General features: G+C 67.0%; 13 protein-coding genes. 5 read left to right on the top strand and 8 right to left on the bottom strand.

All coding sequences use genetic code 11. From position 1 onward, the window contains the following. Positions 1-83: 83 nt before the first annotated feature. The 8 genes from ACFX59_RS09260 to ACFX59_RS09225 all read right to left on the bottom strand — a co-directional run bounded on the left by ACFX59_RS09260 (position 84) and on the right by ACFX59_RS09225 (position 10,331). Positions 84-3,023, bottom strand: a complete 2,940-nt coding sequence (locus ACFX59_RS09260) for a TonB-dependent receptor domain-containing protein (protein WP_387431760.1) — start codon at positions 3,021-3,023, stop codon at positions 84-86. A 203-nt stretch (positions 3,024-3,226) separates the two neighbouring features. After that, positions 3,227-5,995, bottom strand: coding sequence for a DUF3857 domain-containing protein (locus tag ACFX59_RS09255; RefSeq protein WP_387431971.1), 2,769 nt, complete (start codon positions 5,993-5,995; stop codon positions 3,227-3,229). Positions 5,996-6,172: 177 nt separating this feature from the next. Further along, positions 6,173-7,789: a DUF5597 domain-containing protein gene (locus ACFX59_RS09250; RefSeq protein WP_387431758.1), complete on the bottom strand. Its 1,617-nt coding sequence runs from the start codon at positions 7,787-7,789 to the stop codon at positions 6,173-6,175. Positions 7,790-7,877: 88 nt separating this feature from the next. Then, positions 7,878-8,069 carry a hypothetical protein gene (locus ACFX59_RS09245; RefSeq protein WP_307098013.1) on the bottom strand — a complete coding sequence of 64 codons (192 nt, stop codon included), beginning with the start codon at positions 8,067-8,069 and terminating at the stop codon, positions 7,878-7,880. 72 nt (positions 8,070-8,141) lie between these two features. Continuing rightward, the gene (locus ACFX59_RS09240) at positions 8,142-8,354 is read right to left on the bottom strand and encodes a cold-shock protein (protein ID WP_307098012.1); all 213 of its coding nucleotides are present in this window, start codon (positions 8,352-8,354) and stop codon (positions 8,142-8,144) included. Positions 8,355-8,487: 133 nt separating this feature from the next. Continuing rightward, positions 8,488-8,871 (bottom strand): hypothetical protein, encoded by a 384-nt coding sequence (locus ACFX59_RS09235; RefSeq protein WP_387431754.1) that lies wholly within the window; start codon positions 8,869-8,871, stop codon positions 8,488-8,490. A 216-nt stretch (positions 8,872-9,087) separates the two neighbouring features. Next, positions 9,088-9,777, bottom strand: coding sequence for an anti-sigma factor domain-containing protein (locus ACFX59_RS09230; protein ID WP_387431752.1), 690 nt, complete (start codon positions 9,775-9,777; stop codon positions 9,088-9,090). Continuing rightward, positions 9,774-10,331: a sigma-70 family RNA polymerase sigma factor gene (locus ACFX59_RS09225; protein ID WP_354293449.1), complete on the bottom strand. Its 558-nt coding sequence runs from the start codon at positions 10,329-10,331 to the stop codon at positions 9,774-9,776. Before ACFX59_RS09225 ends, ACFX59_RS09230 begins: the two co-directional genes overlap by 4 nt. A 177-nt stretch (positions 10,332-10,508) precedes the next feature. Between ACFX59_RS09225 and paoA the strand changes: the two genes are divergently transcribed. The 5 genes from paoA (at position 10,509) to ACFX59_RS09200 (ending at position 16,540) form a co-directional block, all read left to right on the top strand. Continuing rightward, the gene (gene paoA, locus ACFX59_RS09220; RefSeq protein ID WP_387431750.1) at positions 10,509-11,147 is read left to right on the top strand and encodes an aldehyde dehydrogenase iron-sulfur subunit PaoA; all 639 of its coding nucleotides are present in this window, start codon (positions 10,509-10,511) and stop codon (positions 11,145-11,147) included. After that, the gene (locus ACFX59_RS09215) at positions 11,144-12,094 is read left to right on the top strand and encodes an FAD binding domain-containing protein (protein ID WP_387431748.1); all 951 of its coding nucleotides are present in this window, start codon (positions 11,144-11,146) and stop codon (positions 12,092-12,094) included. The genes paoA and ACFX59_RS09215 overlap by 4 nt, the downstream gene beginning before the upstream one ends. Beyond that, positions 12,091-14,301 carry an aldehyde oxidoreductase molybdenum-binding subunit PaoC gene (gene paoC / locus ACFX59_RS09210; protein WP_387431746.1) on the top strand — a complete coding sequence of 737 codons (2,211 nt, stop codon included), beginning with the start codon at positions 12,091-12,093 and terminating at the stop codon, positions 14,299-14,301. The genes ACFX59_RS09215 and paoC overlap by 4 nt, the downstream gene beginning before the upstream one ends. A gap of 128 nt (positions 14,302-14,429) precedes the next feature. Further along, entirely contained in the window at positions 14,430-15,791 is a 1,362-nt protein-coding gene (locus ACFX59_RS09205; protein ID WP_387431744.1) for a cation:proton antiporter, read from the top strand. A gap of 104 nt (positions 15,792-15,895) precedes the next feature. Further along, a complete protein-coding gene (locus tag ACFX59_RS09200; protein WP_387431741.1) occupies positions 15,896-16,540 on the top strand; it encodes a tetratricopeptide repeat protein in 645 nt (214 codons plus the stop codon). Positions 16,541-16,807 lie beyond the last annotated feature (267 nt).

Raw genomic sequence — 16,807 nt, 5'->3', positions numbered from 1 at the left:
GCTCCGCCATCCTCTCCCGACAAACTTCGGGCTCCTTCCACATCGGTGGAAGGAGCCCGTTCTTATTCCGGCAAAGACAATCGTCAGAACTTGACGGTCGCCCCCACGAAGATGCGGCGGCCCAGCACGTCATAGACGCCCGGATAGGTGTTGCCGTTGCCGAACAGGTTCAGCACGCCCGAAGCGAGGGCGGGCGGGCTCTTGTCCAGCAGGTTGTTCGCACCGATCCGCAGCGTCAGGTTGCGATCGACCTCGACCCCCGCCGTCAGGTCGAAATAGCTATAGGCGGGCAGACGCGAGTCGATCGGATCGGCCGCGCCGGTCAGGAAGCTGTTGCTGGAGGTCGTCGACAGCTTGGTCTTGTCGATGAAGCGCCAGTTGAACGACAGGCTGGTCTTGGCATCGGGCTTCCACGTCACGCGCAGATTGTGGCGCCAGACCGGATTGGGCTGCCCGCAGGCATAGCCGAACAGCCCCTTGCAGTCATAACTGTCGCCGCTCGGCAGCGGCTGCGTCGCCTGTTCGAACAGATAGGTGCCGATGAAGTCGGCATAGAGGCGACCCAGATTGCCGATCGGCACCATCGCATTGGCCGCCAGGTCGAGACCTGAGGTGCGCAGATAGCCGGTGTTGAGCGTCGTCGAGGTGACATAACCGGTGCCGAAGATCGAACCGGTCAGCGGGTCGCGGTGGAACAGCCCGCAATAATAGGGGCTGCCGCTCGAGAAGCACTGGCTGATGATCGTGTTCGTATCGATCGTGCCGATATAGTCCTTCACCTTGATGTTGAAGTAATCGATCGACACCGACAGGTTGCGCCCGCCACCCGGCGTCAGGACGATGCCCGCCGTATAGGTGTCGGCCGTTTCCGGCTTCAGGTTGCGGTTGCCGCCCGACTGGCCGGTGCACTGGTCCGACGGACATTCGATCACGAGGCGGCTGTTATACTGCGCCGCGGTCACGCCGGTCAGCTGGCAGGCGGACAGCGAGGCGGTCGGCTTCGCACCCGCGCACGGATCCTGGGCGTTGACGTTGCCCAGCGACAGGTTCGAGAACAGCTCGCTGATATTGGGCGCGCGGATCGCATGGTTGAAGCTGGCGCGCAGGCGGATCGGATCGATCACCTGCCAGCTCAGCTCGCCCTTGTAGGTGAAGGCATTGTACCGCGACGAATAGCCGGTCGAACGCTGGTTGTTCTTATAGGCCGAATAGCGGAAACCGCCGTTCAGCGTCAGCGACTTGCCGATCGCCGAGTCCTGCGCGATCGGAACCTCGATCTCGCCGAAGCCCTCATTGACCGCGATGATGCCGTCCGAGTCCTGCGTGCCCGCCTGCTTGGCCACCTCGTCGCCGGTGAAGTACAGCGTCTCGCGACGATGCTCGCCGCCCAGCACGATGCCGACGCCGTCCTGCGCCCAGGGGCTGGTGATGCCGAACGTACCCAGATCGCCCGAGATCGAGCCCGAGACGACGTTCAGGCCATAGCGCCCCCAGGTCGTCGTCGGCGCATAGAGATATTGCGCCTGCTGGCCGGTCAGCCCGCCCGCCTGGAAGACGTTGATCGGGGTACAGGCGGTATCGGTGCCGTTGAGCACCGACTGGCAGACCGCCCCGCCCTTGCCGTCCGGCACGGCGAGCAGCGCGCGCTGCGCCTTCACGACATTGACGTCGTTCATATACTGCTCGTCATAATGCGCGGCCGAACGCAGCACGCTGACGTCATAGTTGAAGCCGTGGCCGATATCGCCGCGCACGCCGACCATCGAACGGTAGTAATGATGCTGGAGATCGTCGCGACGCGGCAGGGTGCCGCTGCCGCCGAGGCGATAGCCGACCAGCGTGTTCTGCGTCGTCGCGGTGCCGGCGGCGGCGCCGCACAGCGCCTGTTGCTGGCTGGCGCTCATCAGCGGGTTGTTGCAGGTCACGGCATAGGTCTGGCCGAACCAGAGCGCCGAGGGAGCGACCTGCGAGAAGCTGCGGTCGTCCATGTACATGAAGCTGCCATAGATTTCCGCCGCCTTCGAAATGTCGAGGTGGAGGAACGCACCGGCATTGTACCGCTCGCCGCTGCGCTGGATATAGTTCAGCGGCGCGTAATTATAGGTGTAGCTGTTGTCATAGGGCACCCAGGTCTTGGTGCCGTCCTTGCTGTTGGTCAGCTTCTGCCCCGCCAGCGGACCGGCGAGCGGCGTGAAGGTGCCATAAGGGGTGTTGCTCGACCCGCCGCAGCTGAAGGTCGTCAGTTCGCTGTTGAGCGCGCAGGCCGACACGTCGCGGGTCGACTGGAGCACCGGCTCGGTATGGCGATAGCCGCCGAAGACGGTGATGTTGAGCCGCCCGTCGAGCATCGTCTTGCCGAACGCGGCGTTGATGTCCTGCTTCGCACCGTCGAACACATGTTCGGGTGCGGTCTGATAGCCGCGCGCCGACACGATCCCGCGCAGGAACTGGTTGTCGTTGGTGTGGTCGGCGATGCTGGTCTGCGCATCCAGGCGGAAGCCGTCCAGCTTGTCGCGCAGGATGAAGTTGACCACACCCGACAGCGCGTCCGAACCATAGACCGCCGACGCGCCGCCGGTGACGACATCGACCCGCTCCACGATGGCGGAGGGGATGAAGTTGAGGTCCATCGCCTGGGTCGGCAACAGGCGCTGGCCGTTGACCAGCGTCAGCACGCGGTTCGAGCCGAGGTTGCGCAGGTTGATCTGCGCGGTGCCGTTCGACCCGTTCGAGACATTCTCGTTCGCGTCCGCCGTGAACTGCGGCAGGCGGTTGAGCGCGTTCTCGATATTGTTGGTGCCCTGAAGGGTCAGTTCCTGCGAGCTGACGCTGGTCAGCGGGCTGTTGCTGGTCAGGTCTGGGCGCTTGATGCGCGTGCCGGTGACCACGACGTCCTCGCCCGCCGCCGCGTCATCGGGATTGCTCAACCGCGTCTGCTGCGCCGCCGCGCCGTTCGCCGTCACCAATCCGGTCGCCAGCGCAACCAAAGCGGCCGATCGCCGCCAGTTTCTGCCATATACCATGTTAGATGCCCCCTTCCGAGCAATTTTGCGTCTGTTCTCCCGTTTCTGCCAACTACATTATACGATATTCAGTCAATCGAAAATTTCTTTATTTATTGGTGAATGCACGAAAAAAGCCGGACGGCGGACCGTCCGGCTTGGGAGAAACGCTGTCGGCGTTGCGGGGCGGGTCGATGGCGGAGGCCCGACCCGCTGTTTCAGGTTCAGGGCTTGATCCCCCAGCGGGCATAGGTCGCATCGACCTGCGGATCGAGCAGCCGGGCGTCGCGCAGATCGGCAGCCGCCTCGCTCGCCTTGCCCAGCCGGGTCAGGACGACGCCGCGCATGAACAGGCTCTCTGCGCTCTCGGGGCGCTGGTCGAGCGCGGCGTTCAGGTCGGTCAGCGCGCGCGCCTGGTCGTTCTGGCGAAAATACACCATCGCCCGGCTGTCGAGCGCCATCGCGCTGATCTGTCCGCCCATCTCGATCGCGCGGTTGCAATTGGCGAGCGCGGTTTCCAGCCCGAAGTTCAGCGTCCCCGCCGTCCAGCAGCGTTCGTTGAGCAGGCGGCCATTGTCGGGCTCGCGCTCCATCGCCTGGTCGATCGCGGCCAGCGCGGCATCGCCCTTGCCCGTCGCCGCCAGCACCTCGGCCTTGGCCATCAGGACGCCGGTCAGGTTCTCGCCGCCTTCCTCGACCTGCGGCTCGATCATCGCGAGCGCGGCATCGCCTTGCCCCGCCCGCGCCATCACCAGGCCCAGACGCTGGAGATAACCGATATTGCCGGGGTCCAGATCGCGCGCCGCCTTCAGGTCGGCGATGGCCGCCGCCCGATCGCCCAGCGCCAGATGCACATTGGCGCGGTCGAAGAGATAGGGCGCGCTCGCCTGGATGGCGATCGCCTTGTTCCAGTCGGCCAGCGCCTGCGGGCGGTCGAGGATATGGCTCTGGAACTGCGCGCGGGCGGCATAGCGTTCGGGATCGTCGGGCCGCTCGGCGATCAGCGAGGCATAACGCTCGAGCACCGTGTCATAGAGATGCGCGCGCCGTGCCGCCTCGATCCCGCGCCACGGGCCCGGATAGCCGGGCTGGGTCCGCACCATCATCCGCTTGTTGCGCAACTCCGCCAGCCGCGTCCGTTCGGCCGGGAAGTCGGCGGGCGCGATCTCGGCGCCGCTGGTCAGGCGTTCGGTCCGCACCGTCAACAACGGGCCCGCCAGGGTCGTGGTCGTCTTGACCCGGCCGCCGGGCAGCGCCGCGTCGAGGGTCGCGGGCCCTTCGATCTCGAAACCCTGTCCATCGCCGGGCAGGCGGACCGAATAGGTGAGCAGCGCATGGCCGGGATTGCCCGTCGCGACGGGAACATCCTTCCACGCCTCGCGCGAGCGGTCCGGCAGGCGGAGATTGGAGAAATTCTCGGTCTGGTCGCTATAGCGGCGCTGCGCGTAATTCCAGGACGGGTTCGCGATCCCGCTCAGCGCCACCGTCGCCGTGCCCGCCGCATCGTCGAACGTGACGTTGCTGTCGGTCAGGACGATGCGGTCCTCCCCGACGCGCGGGGCGACATGGCCGAACAATTCGCGCAGCTTCTGCTTGTCCAGCCCGCTGGCCAGCGTCTTGATCTGCCCGGCGACACCGCCGCGAAAGGTCATGCGGATGTCGGCGGGGGCGGCGATGTTCAGGCCGCCGCGCTGGTCGATATTGAGCGTCGCCTCCATTTCGGGCCGGGCGGGGGCGCGACTGGGCATTTCGACCAGCTGCGCGCCCTCGGCCCGCAGCGGCAGTACCCAGCGGAACGGCAGGCTGTCGCCCAGATCCTCATATTGCGTGCCCGCGCCCGTCCCGTCGAGCCACAGCTTCTCGCCGCCGACCGTCGCGACGACGAAGATATGGTTGAACGCCGCGAACGACGGCAACCGCCGCGACACCATGTCGCCCCCCTCCATATTGGCGAGCGCGGGTTCCGCCTCGATCCCCAGTTCGTGGAGCATGGCAAGCAGCAGCAGCGTCTTGGCCTTGCAGTCGCCATAGCGAAGCGACCAGGTTTCAGACGGTTTCTGCGGGACATAATTGCCGTTGTTCATGCCGTTGAACAGATAACGGACCTTGCCCTGCACCAGCGCCAGGGCGGCGGCGACACGGTGGCGGGGGTCCTTTTCGGCGGCGGCGATCCGGGCGACCTCGGCGGCGAGCGGGCTGCCCGCCGGGATCAGTCCGTCGGTCTTGTAGAGCGTCACGGCGACCTTCGACACGTTCGGCCAGTCGGCAAAGGTCGACGCCTCGACAAAGCCGGGCCGCGCATAGCGCCCCGGCGCCTGCGGGGCGATGTCGGGCTGGCGCGGGAAAGGCTGGGCGAAGACCAGTTCATGCCAGCCATTGGCATCGCCGACCACGGGATCGGCCCCGGTCAGATAGGCGCGCCACTGGACCGCCGATTTCTGCGGCCAGAGCAGGCGAGCGCGCGAAAAGCCGATCTTGACCGGTTGCGCCAGCAGCGGCGCATTGCCCATGCTGTTGCCCATCAGGCTGGGGTCCTTGACGGTACGCGATGCGCGCACGTCGAGTATGTCGCCCTCCCGCAACCCCTCCACCGCCAGCGTCGCGGTGAGCATCCCGTCCATCGACATCCGCTCCAGCCCCTGTTCGCGGCGCAGGACGGTGAACTGCTTGCCTTTCAGCGCGTCGATCCGCTCCCCGTCGCGGATGATGTCGACGCCGTGGATGATCAGATCGCCATGCGCGGGTTGCCAGGACAGGCTGATCGTCCCTGCCTGCGACAGCGCCTGGACCGAATTGGCGCGCGTGGCCTGTTCGAAATAGGACCAGCTCATCCCGTCGCCCAGCCGCACCTGCGCGTCGGCGATCAGCGTGGCGGGACTGTCCGCCGTCAGACTCTTGGTATCGGGCGCGGGAGCCAGCTTCACCCAGTCCGGCACCGGCTGGTAAAGAGGTTTGTCGTTCGCCTGCACAACACTTGCCGACGACAACAGCATAGTCACCAGTAACGCACGTCCGAACATTATCGTCCCCACCCCAAGAGGGGGCCGAGCGTAGCGACTTTCCATGACGCCTCAATCGGCACAGGCAAATTTTTCTTGCCTGACGGAATTGTCATGCCGGTACATATTTATAAGCCGCGCCGCCTGAACCGTCCGCGCGCCCGGACAAGGTCAGCGATAGCGCCCCATGACGACCTTCAGGACGACGGGACGGTCGACGATGTTGATGCCGTAATCGGTCTGGTCGCCATTCCACAGCCGGTCCATCACCCAGCGGCCCTCGGCGAAATGCCCCTCCTCGACCCGCAGCACCATGGCCCTGGGATCGGCGGTCGCGGGCTCGAAGCGGACGCGGACATGGTCGGCGGTCATCAGGAATTCGTCGCGCGACAGCTGGATCACCGCCAGCCCGCCGACCGGCTCCTTGCCCCAGGGGGCGGGCTCGGACTTGAGCCAGCTCCAGCTCTTTTCGCCGAACTGCCACTGGCCGAAGCTGCCCTGGATCGACCAGTCGCCCATCACCGTCTTCACGTCGGCGCCGTCGTCGGGCTTGGACGCCCCCCAGGTCGGATGCTCGAACGCCAGCCGCGCCCAGTCGCGCATCACCCCCGCCACCGCGCCATAAGGCCCGGCAAAGGCATCGAGCGTCGCCGCGTCGAGCTTCGTCGCGCCCAGCGGATAGTTGAAGAAGCCGGTGTCATCCATGCCGAACGGCGCAAAGCCGATCGCCCCACGCCCCAGCGCGTCGTAGAAATAGCGGCCGAACTCGCGCGCATTGCCGATCTCGGGCACCAGCAGCGGATTGTCGGGCCGGGCAAAGGCCTTGAGATACAACGCGACATTGCCGCTGGCGCGGTCATAGATGTCGGGGGCCTCGGCATCTATGGAGGGGGCCGCGACCTTCCAGATGTCGAGCACGTCCTGCTGCGGCCCGCCGCTCGCCACCCCGTCGGGGTCGGGCACGTTGGAGGGGCCCGCCAGTGCGGCGTTGACGTACATGGGCAGCGGCTTCACCGCCTTGCCCGCCGCCGCGATCTCGTCGATGAAACGCGCGGTGTACCAGGTGTTGAAGGCGCGGTCGGCCTGCGTCCCGAACACGGCGCTCCACGTCCCCGGCCGCTTGCCCAAGCGGCGGACCAGCATGGCGGGGACCGGCCCGGCGAACAGCCGCTGCGCCTCCGGTCCATAGTCGCGCGGGTTGCGATAGCTGCCGACCTCGTTTTCCGGCTGGACCATGATGACCGTGTTCTGCGGATCATGATCCTTCAGATAGGTCATCAGCCGGACGAAGGCGCGCTTGTCCGCCTCCAGCGTCGAACGGAACATCGGCGACAGGACGTAATGATCCTTGCCGTCGCGCGTCTTCATCCGGGGAAAGCGGCGATTGTCCAGCTTGACCCAATCGGGGGTATAGCCGGGCGAAGTGTTCTTCCACGTCCCGAACCACAGCAGCACGACCCGCTTGTCATGCGCGCGGGCCTGGTCGAGCAGGGTCTGGACGAAGGAAAAGTCGAAACGCCCCTCCTCCGGCTCGACCTGTTGCCACGCCACGGGGATCTCGACGGTATTGGCATGGATGCGGTCGAGCACCGGCCAGACCTGCGGCAAGGCGGCGGCATAGTTGCTCGAATTGTTGACCTGCCCGCCCAGCATCAGGAAAGGCCGTCCATCGACGATCAGCGCGTGGCGACCGTCGCGGGTCGCGATGCGGGGGATCTCGGTCGACTGGGCACCCGCCGGAGCCGCCGCCGCCAGCGCCAACAGAGCTGTAACCAGTTCACGGCGCATGACTTTTCCCTTCCCATCATCCGCGATCGATCGCGTTTGCGCGCTTGTGCACGGCTTGATGGTGGGGATCAACCAGCGGAGGCACCCTTTACGGGCAGATGGCGGTCACCGTCTGGACCCGCGCGTCGCGCGCGGCCTCGGTGCGGAGCGAGCGTTGCGCCATGGCGGACCAGGCCGCCTCCGCGCGCAGACAGCGTTCGCGCACATTGGCCAGGTCGGAGGCCGCCGCCTGGTCGCGGCAATCGGCCGCACGCTGCTGATAGAGTTCGGAATCACGCATGGCAGGATCCTTTCCGACACCAACATCAGGAACAGGCGGGACCGGAATATCGGGCCCCGCCATCGATACGCGTCAGTCGACCGGTTGCAGGTTGACCGCCGCCATCTTGCCGCGACGATCCTGCTCCAGCTCGTAACCGACACGCTGGTTCTGCTGGAGCGTGATCATCCCCGCACGCTCGACCGCCGAGATATGGACAAAGGCATCGGTGCCGCCGTTATCGGGCGCGATGAAGCCATAGCCCTTGTCCATGTTGAAGAATTTGACGGTGCCGTTCTGGCTCATGATATTTCCTTCGGATCGCGGTCTGCCGAGGATCGGCGGACCCGGATGCCCGGGCAGCAGGGAAAGAAGGAAAAGGGGGCCGCAAAGCGCCGAGAACCGTCGATATGCGACTAAAGCCCCGACGATATGGGGATCAGGCCGCCATTCCGCAACCATGCGCCATCCGGGGCGGCGGCGCGGCGAGCCGATAGTCCCCCGCGATCCGCAGGATTTCGGCAGGCGTATAGACCATCTCGGCGGCGCCCCGCGCGTCCTGCGGGGCTTCGCGCCAGCCGTCGATCTCGGTCATGCGGACCGGCCGGCGGGCGACCAGCCCGATCCAGTGCGCCAGCAACACGTCGAGTTCGCGAAAGCCGTTGGCGGTCACGCGGTGGCGGACGATATGATGACGATCCGACATCCCCCGGCGGTCGGCGCTCCATAGCGGCGCGATCCGTTCCTCCACTACGCGGATGCCGTCCATCAGCGCGCGATAGGCGCGGTCATGGTCTTCGATGCTCGAAGGGCGCCGACTCATCGGCAGCCCATCCGCCGCCAATAGCGCCGCCGAAGCCAGCGGGTCACGAAGCGTGCGATCATGCGCCGCCCGGTCCGTCGAGGAATAGGATCACCAGGTTGCTCCGACGCGACAAGCGGGAGCACAAGGTCTCTCAGCCGCCAGCGCTTGCGGTCGTCAAACCGGCGATGCCACCGACTAGCATGTCCGCCCCCACCCGTCGCGCTGTTTCTGCCGTCACACGGGCGTCCATGCGCCGGTCGCCACCACCGGCCCGGTGGGCAGCGGCCCCGGCGCACCGCCAACGGGTTCGATCGAGATGGCGATGGTCGCCCCGACCCGCATCCGGTCGCGAAGCGCGCGAGACAGGGCCAGCCGGGTCGCCCCCCGATCCGCCATCAGGCCCAGCGAATGCGGCACGCCGTCCGCCCCGATGATCCAGAGCTGCGCGCTCCGCCCCGCCCGGTGCTGGTTGGCGGCGTCCAGCGACAGGCGGCCGGTCGCGGGGTCATAGAGCGCGGCGATCGGCCCGGCCCCATTGTTCGCGACGATCGTCGTCAACAGCGGGGACGGCGGAGCCATCTCGGGCCCGCGCATGGCGACGAACAGCAACAGACAGGCCGCGACCAGCCCCGACAGCGCCGCCAGCCCCTGCCATAGCCGAACCGACGACCGCTGCTGCGGCGGCACGCCGAAGATCGCCGCCTCCAGCCGGGCGAGCCCGTCCGCCGGAGCGGCGACTTCGGGCCAGTCCTCGAACCAGAGCGCGAAACGGTCGCGCCACCGCGCCACCTGGGCCGCGAAACCGGGATCGGCCAGCATCCGGCGGAGCGCCGTCGCCCGCTCCTCCCCCTCCAGCAGCCCCAGCGCCAGTTCGGCGGCCATCGCGTCGGGTTCGTCGCCCGTCATGGTCGGTGGCGGTGTCATCGCTCCATGCAATCCTTCAGGCGGATCAGGCCGCGGCGGATCCAGGTCTTCATGGTGCTGAGCGGCACGGCGGACCGGTCGGCCAGCTCGGCATAGGTGCAGCCGTCGAAAAAGGCGGTGCGGATCGCATCCCGCGACCGCCCTTCCAGTTCGTCGAGGCAGCGGCCCAGGCGATGCGATTCCTGCGCATCCTCGACGACCGTGCTGGCGATGGGGGCGTCGTCGACCAGCACCGGCTGTTCCTCGATCGGCGAGGCCCGGTGCCGCCCATGCGCCCGCCGCCAGTCGATCGCCCGGTTGCGCGCGATCGTCGCCAGCCAGGCCAGTGGGCTGGCGGGTCCGGGCTCATAGCCGCCCGCGCGTTTCCAGACGGTCAGATAGACGTCCTGCAACACATCCTCGGCCGCCTGGCGTTCGCCGCAGATGCGCAGGCAGATGCCGAACAGCCGCGCCGACGACAGGCGATACACCTCCCGAAAGGCCGCGCGATCCTCCTGCGCGGTGCGGAGCAGCGCCTCGGCGAGACGCGAGCGGCTATCGTCTTCGATCACCATGATGCTGGTCCTTTGACGGCAAACTATCCCATGATATTTTCGGACGCCACCAAAATGGCTTAGGCGCGTTGTGTGACATGATGACCGCCAGCCGCGCTGGCCTGTCGACCGGGCCGGTTGCGTCCTGAGACCTTTTCGCGCGGATGACGGATGACCGGAATCCAAGGGAGCAGGACGGTGGCGGACAAGAGCGAATTTTCCGTGTCGCGACGCGGCGTCATGATCGGCGGCGCGGCAACCGCGATGGCGGCGCACAGCCCGGCCGAGGCGCAACCCCGAAAGGCGACCATGCCCCCAGGCCCCGCCACCATGCCCGTCACCCTGAAGGTCAACGGCAAGGGCCGCGCGCTGTCGCTCGATCCGCGCACCACGCTGCTCGACACGCTTCGCGAACATCTCCACCTGACCGGCACCAAGAAAGGGTGCGACCATGGCCAGTGCGGGGCCTGTACGGTGATCGTCAACGGCCAGCGGATCAACAGCTGCCTCTCGCTCGCGCTCCAGCATGACGGCGACGAGATCACCACCATCGAGGGGTTGGGCACGCCCGATCGGCTGCACCCGATGCAGGCGGCCTTCGTCAAGCATGACGGCTATCAATGCGGCTACTGCACGCCCGGCCAGATCTGCTCGGCGGTCGGTGTGCTCGACGAGATCAAGCGCGGCGTGCCCAGCCATGTGCAGGCCGACATCACCGCGCGTCCGCAGGCGACCGGCGCCGAGATGCGCGAGAGGATGAGCGGCAATATCTGCCGCTGCGGCGCCTATTCCAACATCGCCGAGGCGATGACCGAGGTAGCGGGAGCCAGGGCATGAAGGCCTTTACCTATGAGCGCGCCAAGGACGCGGTCACCGCGGCGCGTGCGGCTGCGCGGCCGGGTGCGAAGTTCCTGGCGGGCGGCACCAACCTGCTCGACCTGATGAAGATCGAGGTGGAGACGCCGACCCATTTGATCGACGTCCAGGATCTGGGGCTCGACCGGATCGAGAAGACGAAGGAGGGCGGGCTGCGCATCGGCGCCTTCGCGACCAACACCGCGCTCGCCGCCGACGATCGGGTCCGGCGCGACTATGGCGTCCTGTCGCGTGCGATCGTCGCGGGGGCCAGCGGCCAGCTGCGCAACAAGGCGACGACGGCGGGCAATCTGCTCCAGCGGACCCGCTGCCCCTATTTCTACGATACCAACATGGCCTGCAACAAGCGCAAGCCCGGCACCGGGTGCAGTGCGATCGGCGGCTATTCGCGCCAGCTGGCGGTGGTGGGGGCGAGCAGCGACTGTATTGCGACCAACCCCAGCGACATGAACGTCGCGATGCGGGTGCTCGACGCCACGGTCGAGACGGTGAATGCGGACGGCCGCACCCGCGCCATCCCCATCGCCGACTTCCACCGACTGCCCGGCAACACCCCGCATATCGAAACGGCGCTGCAACCGGGCGAGCTGATCACCGCGGTCACCCTGCCCCGCCCGATCGGCGGCATGCATATCTATGAAAAGGTGCGCGACCGCGCCTCCTATGCCTTTGCGCTCGTCTCGGTCGCGGCCATCGTCCAGGAGGATGGCACCGGCCGGGTCGCGGTGGGCGGCGTCGCGCACAAGCCCTGGCGGGTGGAGGCGGCGGAGGCCGCCCTGCCGCAAGGGGCCAAGGCGGTGGCGGCGACCCTGCTCGCCGACGCCCGCCCTACCCAGGACAATGCCTATAAGGTGCCGCTCGTCGAACGGACGCTGGCGGCCGTCATCAACCAGGCGAGGACCGCATGAAATTCACCGAGCCTGCGGGCGCCAACTCCATCGACCGCATGGCCGTGGTCGGCCGAGCGCATGACCGGATCGACGGCCCTAAAAAGGTCACCGGCACCGCCCCTTACGCCTATGAGCATCATGCCGAGGCGCCGAATGCCGCCTATGGCTGGATCATCGGTTCAGCCATCGCCAAAGGCCGCATCCGATCGATGAACCTGGACGATGCACGCGCCGCGCCGGGCGTGCTGGGCATCGCCACCGCCGCCGATGCGGGCAAGCTGAACAAGGGCAATTTCAACACCGTCAAGCTGCTCGGTGGGCCCGAGATCGACCATTATCACCAGGCGATCGCCATCGTCGTCGCCGAGACGTTCGAACAGGCGCGCGCCGCCGCCGGCCTCGTCCGCATCGATTACGAACGCGCCAAGGGCCAATATGACTTGGACGATGCGCTGAAGACCGCGCCGCTGACCGGCGGCGAAGAGGGCAAGCCTGGCAAGGCCGACCGGACCGGCAGTTTCGAGAGCGCCTTCGCCGCCGCGCCGGTCCAGCTCGACGCGACCTATACGACGCCCGATCACAGCCATGCGATGATGGAGCCGTTCGCGTCGATCGCATCCTGGGACGGCGACCAGCTCACCGTCTGGACCTCCAACCAGATGATCGCCTGGGGGCGCAGCGACCTTGCCAAGACGCTGGGTCTGCCCAAGGAGAAGGTGCGGCTGATCTCTCCCTATGTCGGCGGCGGGTTTGGCGGGAAACTGTTCTTGCGCGCCGATGCGGTCATGGCGGCGCTGGGCGCGAAGGCGGTCGGCCGGCCGGTCAAGGTCGCGATGCAGCGGCCCTTGATGGCGAACAACGCCACCCACCGGCCGGCCACGACCCAGCGCATCAGGATCGGCGCGAGCAAGGACGGCAGCATCCAGGCGATCGCGCATGAAAGCGGATCGGGCGACCAGCCCGGCGGCGGCCCCGAAACGGCGGTCAACCAGACCAAGCTGCTCTATGCCGGTCCCAACCGCCTGACCTCGATGCGGCTCGCGGTGCTCAACCTGCCCGAAGGCAATGCGATGCGCGCGCCCGGCGAGGCGCCCGGCATGATGGCGCTGGAAATTGCCATGGACGAAATGGCCGAGAAGCTGGGGCTGGACCCGGTCGCCTTCCGCGTGAAGAACGACACCCAGGTCGATCCCGAAAAGCCCGAGCGCCGCTTTTCCCAGCGCCAGCTGGTGCGCTGCCTGGAGGAGGGCGCGCAGCGTTTCGGCTGGTCGCGGCGCAGCGCCAAGCCCGCCCAGGTCCGCGACGGACGCTGGCTGGTCGGCATGGGCGTCGCCTCCGCCTTCCGCAATCACATGAACATGAAGTCGGCCGCACGGGTCACGCTGGACAAGGACGGCCGCCTCGTCGTCGAAACCGACATGACCGATATCGGCACCGGCAGCTATACGATCATCGCCCAGACCGCCGCCGAGATGATGGGCGTGCCGATGGACAGGGTCGATGTCCGGCTGGGCGATTCCGCCTATCCCGTATCGGCGGGATCAGGCGGGCAGTTCGGCGCGGCCAATGCGACGGCCGGGGTCTATGCCGCGTGCGTGAAGCTGCGCGAGGCGATCGCGCAGCGGCTGGGCTTCAATTCGGCCGACCTCAGCTTTGCAGGGGGCAAGGTCACCGGCGGCAACCGATCGGTCGCGCTGCGCGATGCCATCGCCGCCGGTCCGCTGTCCGCCGAGGACCGGATCGAGTTCGGCGACCTCGACAAGACGTACCAGCTGTCGACCTTCGGCGCGCATTTCGTCGAGGTCGGGGTGGACGCCTATACCGGCGTCACCCGCCTGCGCCGGATGCTGGCGGTCTGCGCGGCGGGCCGCATCCTCAATCCCAAATCGGCACGTAGCCAGGTGATCGGCGCGATGACCATGGGCGTGGGCTCGGCGCTGATGGAGGAACTGGCAGTCGATAAGCGCTTCGGCTTCTTCGTCAACCACGACCTGGCCGGCTATGAGGTGCCAGTCCATGCCGACATCCCGCATCAGGAGGTCGTCTTCCTGGAGGAAGCCGATGACAAGGCCAATCCGATGAAGGCCAAGGGCGTGGGCGAGCTGGGCCTGTGCGGAGTCGGCGCGGCGGTGGCGAATGCCGTCTATAACGCGACCGGCGTGCGCATTCGCGACTATCCGCTGACGCTCGAAAAGCATCTCGACCGGCTGCCCGCCATGGCGTGATCGACCGTCGGCTTTCCCCTTCGCCTGATCGTCAGGACCTATGCAGAGCATGGTCTGCGCCGCTAAGGTCATGATGATACCGCTCCCCAAAGGGGATCGGATGGCAGGAGGGGGCTCGGCAGGGCGATATGAACGACGCGATCGACAGTTTCTGGCAGACGGCGGGGGGCATATTGTCGCCGCATGGCCCGGCGACCGCAGCGGCGGCGGCCAGCTATGCCCCCGGCGATTTCAGCATCCATTTCTTCCTGCAACTCGCCGTCATCCTGTTCGCCTGCCGCATCGTCGGATGGCTGGGGCAGCGTTTCCTGGCGCAACCGCCGGTCGTGGGGGAGATGATCGCGGGCGTGGTGCTGGGCCCCTCGCTGCTGGGACTGGCCTTTCCCGAGCTTCAGGGCGCGATCTTCCCCAAGGAGACGCGCAACATCCTCTACGCCGGGGCGCAGCTCGGGGTGGCGCTCTACATGTTCCTGGTCGGCCTGACGCTGCGGCTCGACCATTTCCAGTCCAAGGCGCGCAGCGCGATGGCGGTGTCGGCCTCGGGCGTCATCGCGCCGTTCCTGATCGCGGCGGTCATCACGCCTGCGCTGCTGACCGTACCGGGGCTGTTCGCGCCGGGCATCAGCCAGGCCAATGCGACGCTGTTCATGGGCGCCTGCATCGCGCTGACCGCCTTTCCGATGCTGGCGCGGATCATCAACGAACGCGGGCTGGCCGACAGCCCGCTGGGCACCCTGTCGCTGGCGGCGGGGGCGTTCGATGACGCGACGTCCTGGTGCGTGCTGGCCGTGGTGCTGGCAACGTTCGGCGGGGGCAGCGGGGTCGCGATCCTCGCGATCGGCGGCGCGATCCTCTATGTCGGTTTCCTGATCCTGTTCGGCCGCCGCATCCTCGCCCCGCTCGGCCGCGCGGTCGAGGCGCGGGGCGAGATGAGCATGAACGTGCTGGCGATCACGCTGATGGCCTTCTGCATCTCGGCCTTCATCATGGACGCGATCGGGGTCCATGGCATTTTCGGCGGCTTCATCCTGGGCGTCTTCATGCCGCGCGGACTGTTCGTCGCCGAGCTGAAGAAGAAGGTCGAGCCGCTGGCCGTCGTCCTGCTGCTGCCGATGTTCTTCACCTATTCGGGGCTCAACACCCGGATGGACATGGTCAATTCCATCCCGCTGCTGCTGATCGCGCTGGGGATCCTGGCCGCATCGATCGCGGCGAAGTTCGGCGCCTGCTATCTCGCGGCGCGGGTGTGCGGCGAGGACAACCGGACCGCGATGGGCATCGGCGCGCTGATGAACTCGCGCGGGCTGATGGAGCTGATCATCATCAATATCGGGTTGCAGAAGGGCATTATCGGCCCCGCGCTGTTCTCTATGCTGGTGCTGATGGCGATCGTCACGACGATGATGGCCAGCCCGCTGTTCGAGCTGGTCTATGGCCGCCGGGCGCGGGTGATGGGCGAGATGGAGACGCTGAAAAGCGCCCGCGTCTGACGGCGAAGGCTCTCACCGCATCGCCACGCCCCGTTTCGTTTACAGTCTGTCAACGGGATTGACCCAGAAGGGCGCGGCCGACCCATTCCAACAGGATCCATCAGATGAAACGGGGCAAATTCTTCGTCATTGCGGGCATCGTGCTCGTGCTGGCCCTTCTGGCGTTCATCGCCATGGCGCTGCTGCGCCGCCCGGTCGACAAGGCCGAGCCCGCCCCCGTCTTCGTCGACCGCCCCGCCCCCGCCATAGCCCCCGCCGCCGCGCAGGCCGCCGCCACCAAGGCGCCCGGCGATGCCGCCGCGCAGAAGCGCCTGGGCGATGCGATGCTCGCCGCCCGCCGCTTCGACGAGGCCGCTGCCGCCTATCGCGCCTCGCTCGCGATCGATCCCAACCAGTCGACCGCCTGGTCGGCGCTCGGCGAAGCGGTGATGCAGACGACCAAGTCCAACTCCGCCGACCTCCCCGCCCCCGCCGCCGAAGCCTTTCGCAAGGCGCTGGCGCTCGATCCGCGCGATGCGCGCGATGCGCGCGCCCGTTTCTATTTCGCGATGGAAAAGGATCTGAAGGGCCAGCATGACGAAGCGGTGGGCGACTGGCTGGCGCTGTTGCGCGACGTGCCCGCCGGTTCGGATGCCGACGAAGCCGTGCGCGCGGCGCTGGCCGCCTCGATCAAGCGCAACATCGCGCTGATCCGCCAGGCCGCCGACGAGGCCGGACGCGCCCAGCCGCGCTACAAGTCGCAACCCTGATCCTCACCCGTGCGCCGCATCGCGGCGTCCGGCCCCCTCCTCGATATACAAGGGCATGAGCGGCGATCCGTTCATGCCCTTTTTTCGTGGCCGTAGGTCATCCCATACCCGTTTATGTGAGCGTTATATCCACTTCGCCTCCGGCCCCTTGCGTCGGCTGGGCAAGGCCCGTGCCGCCCCTTTGGCTGATGCAGGATAACCCTCCACTTTTCCGTTGTTTAATCCGGCATTCTGCCACAGATTGCCCACGCCGCGAGGTCATAAAGG

Origin of the sequence: Sphingomonas sp. NCPPB 2930 (assembly GCF_042867205.1) — a bacterium.
Taxonomy (GTDB): Bacteria; Pseudomonadota; Alphaproteobacteria; order Sphingomonadales; family Sphingomonadaceae; genus Sphingomonas.
This window is presented reverse-complemented; position numbering and strand designations above follow the sequence as displayed.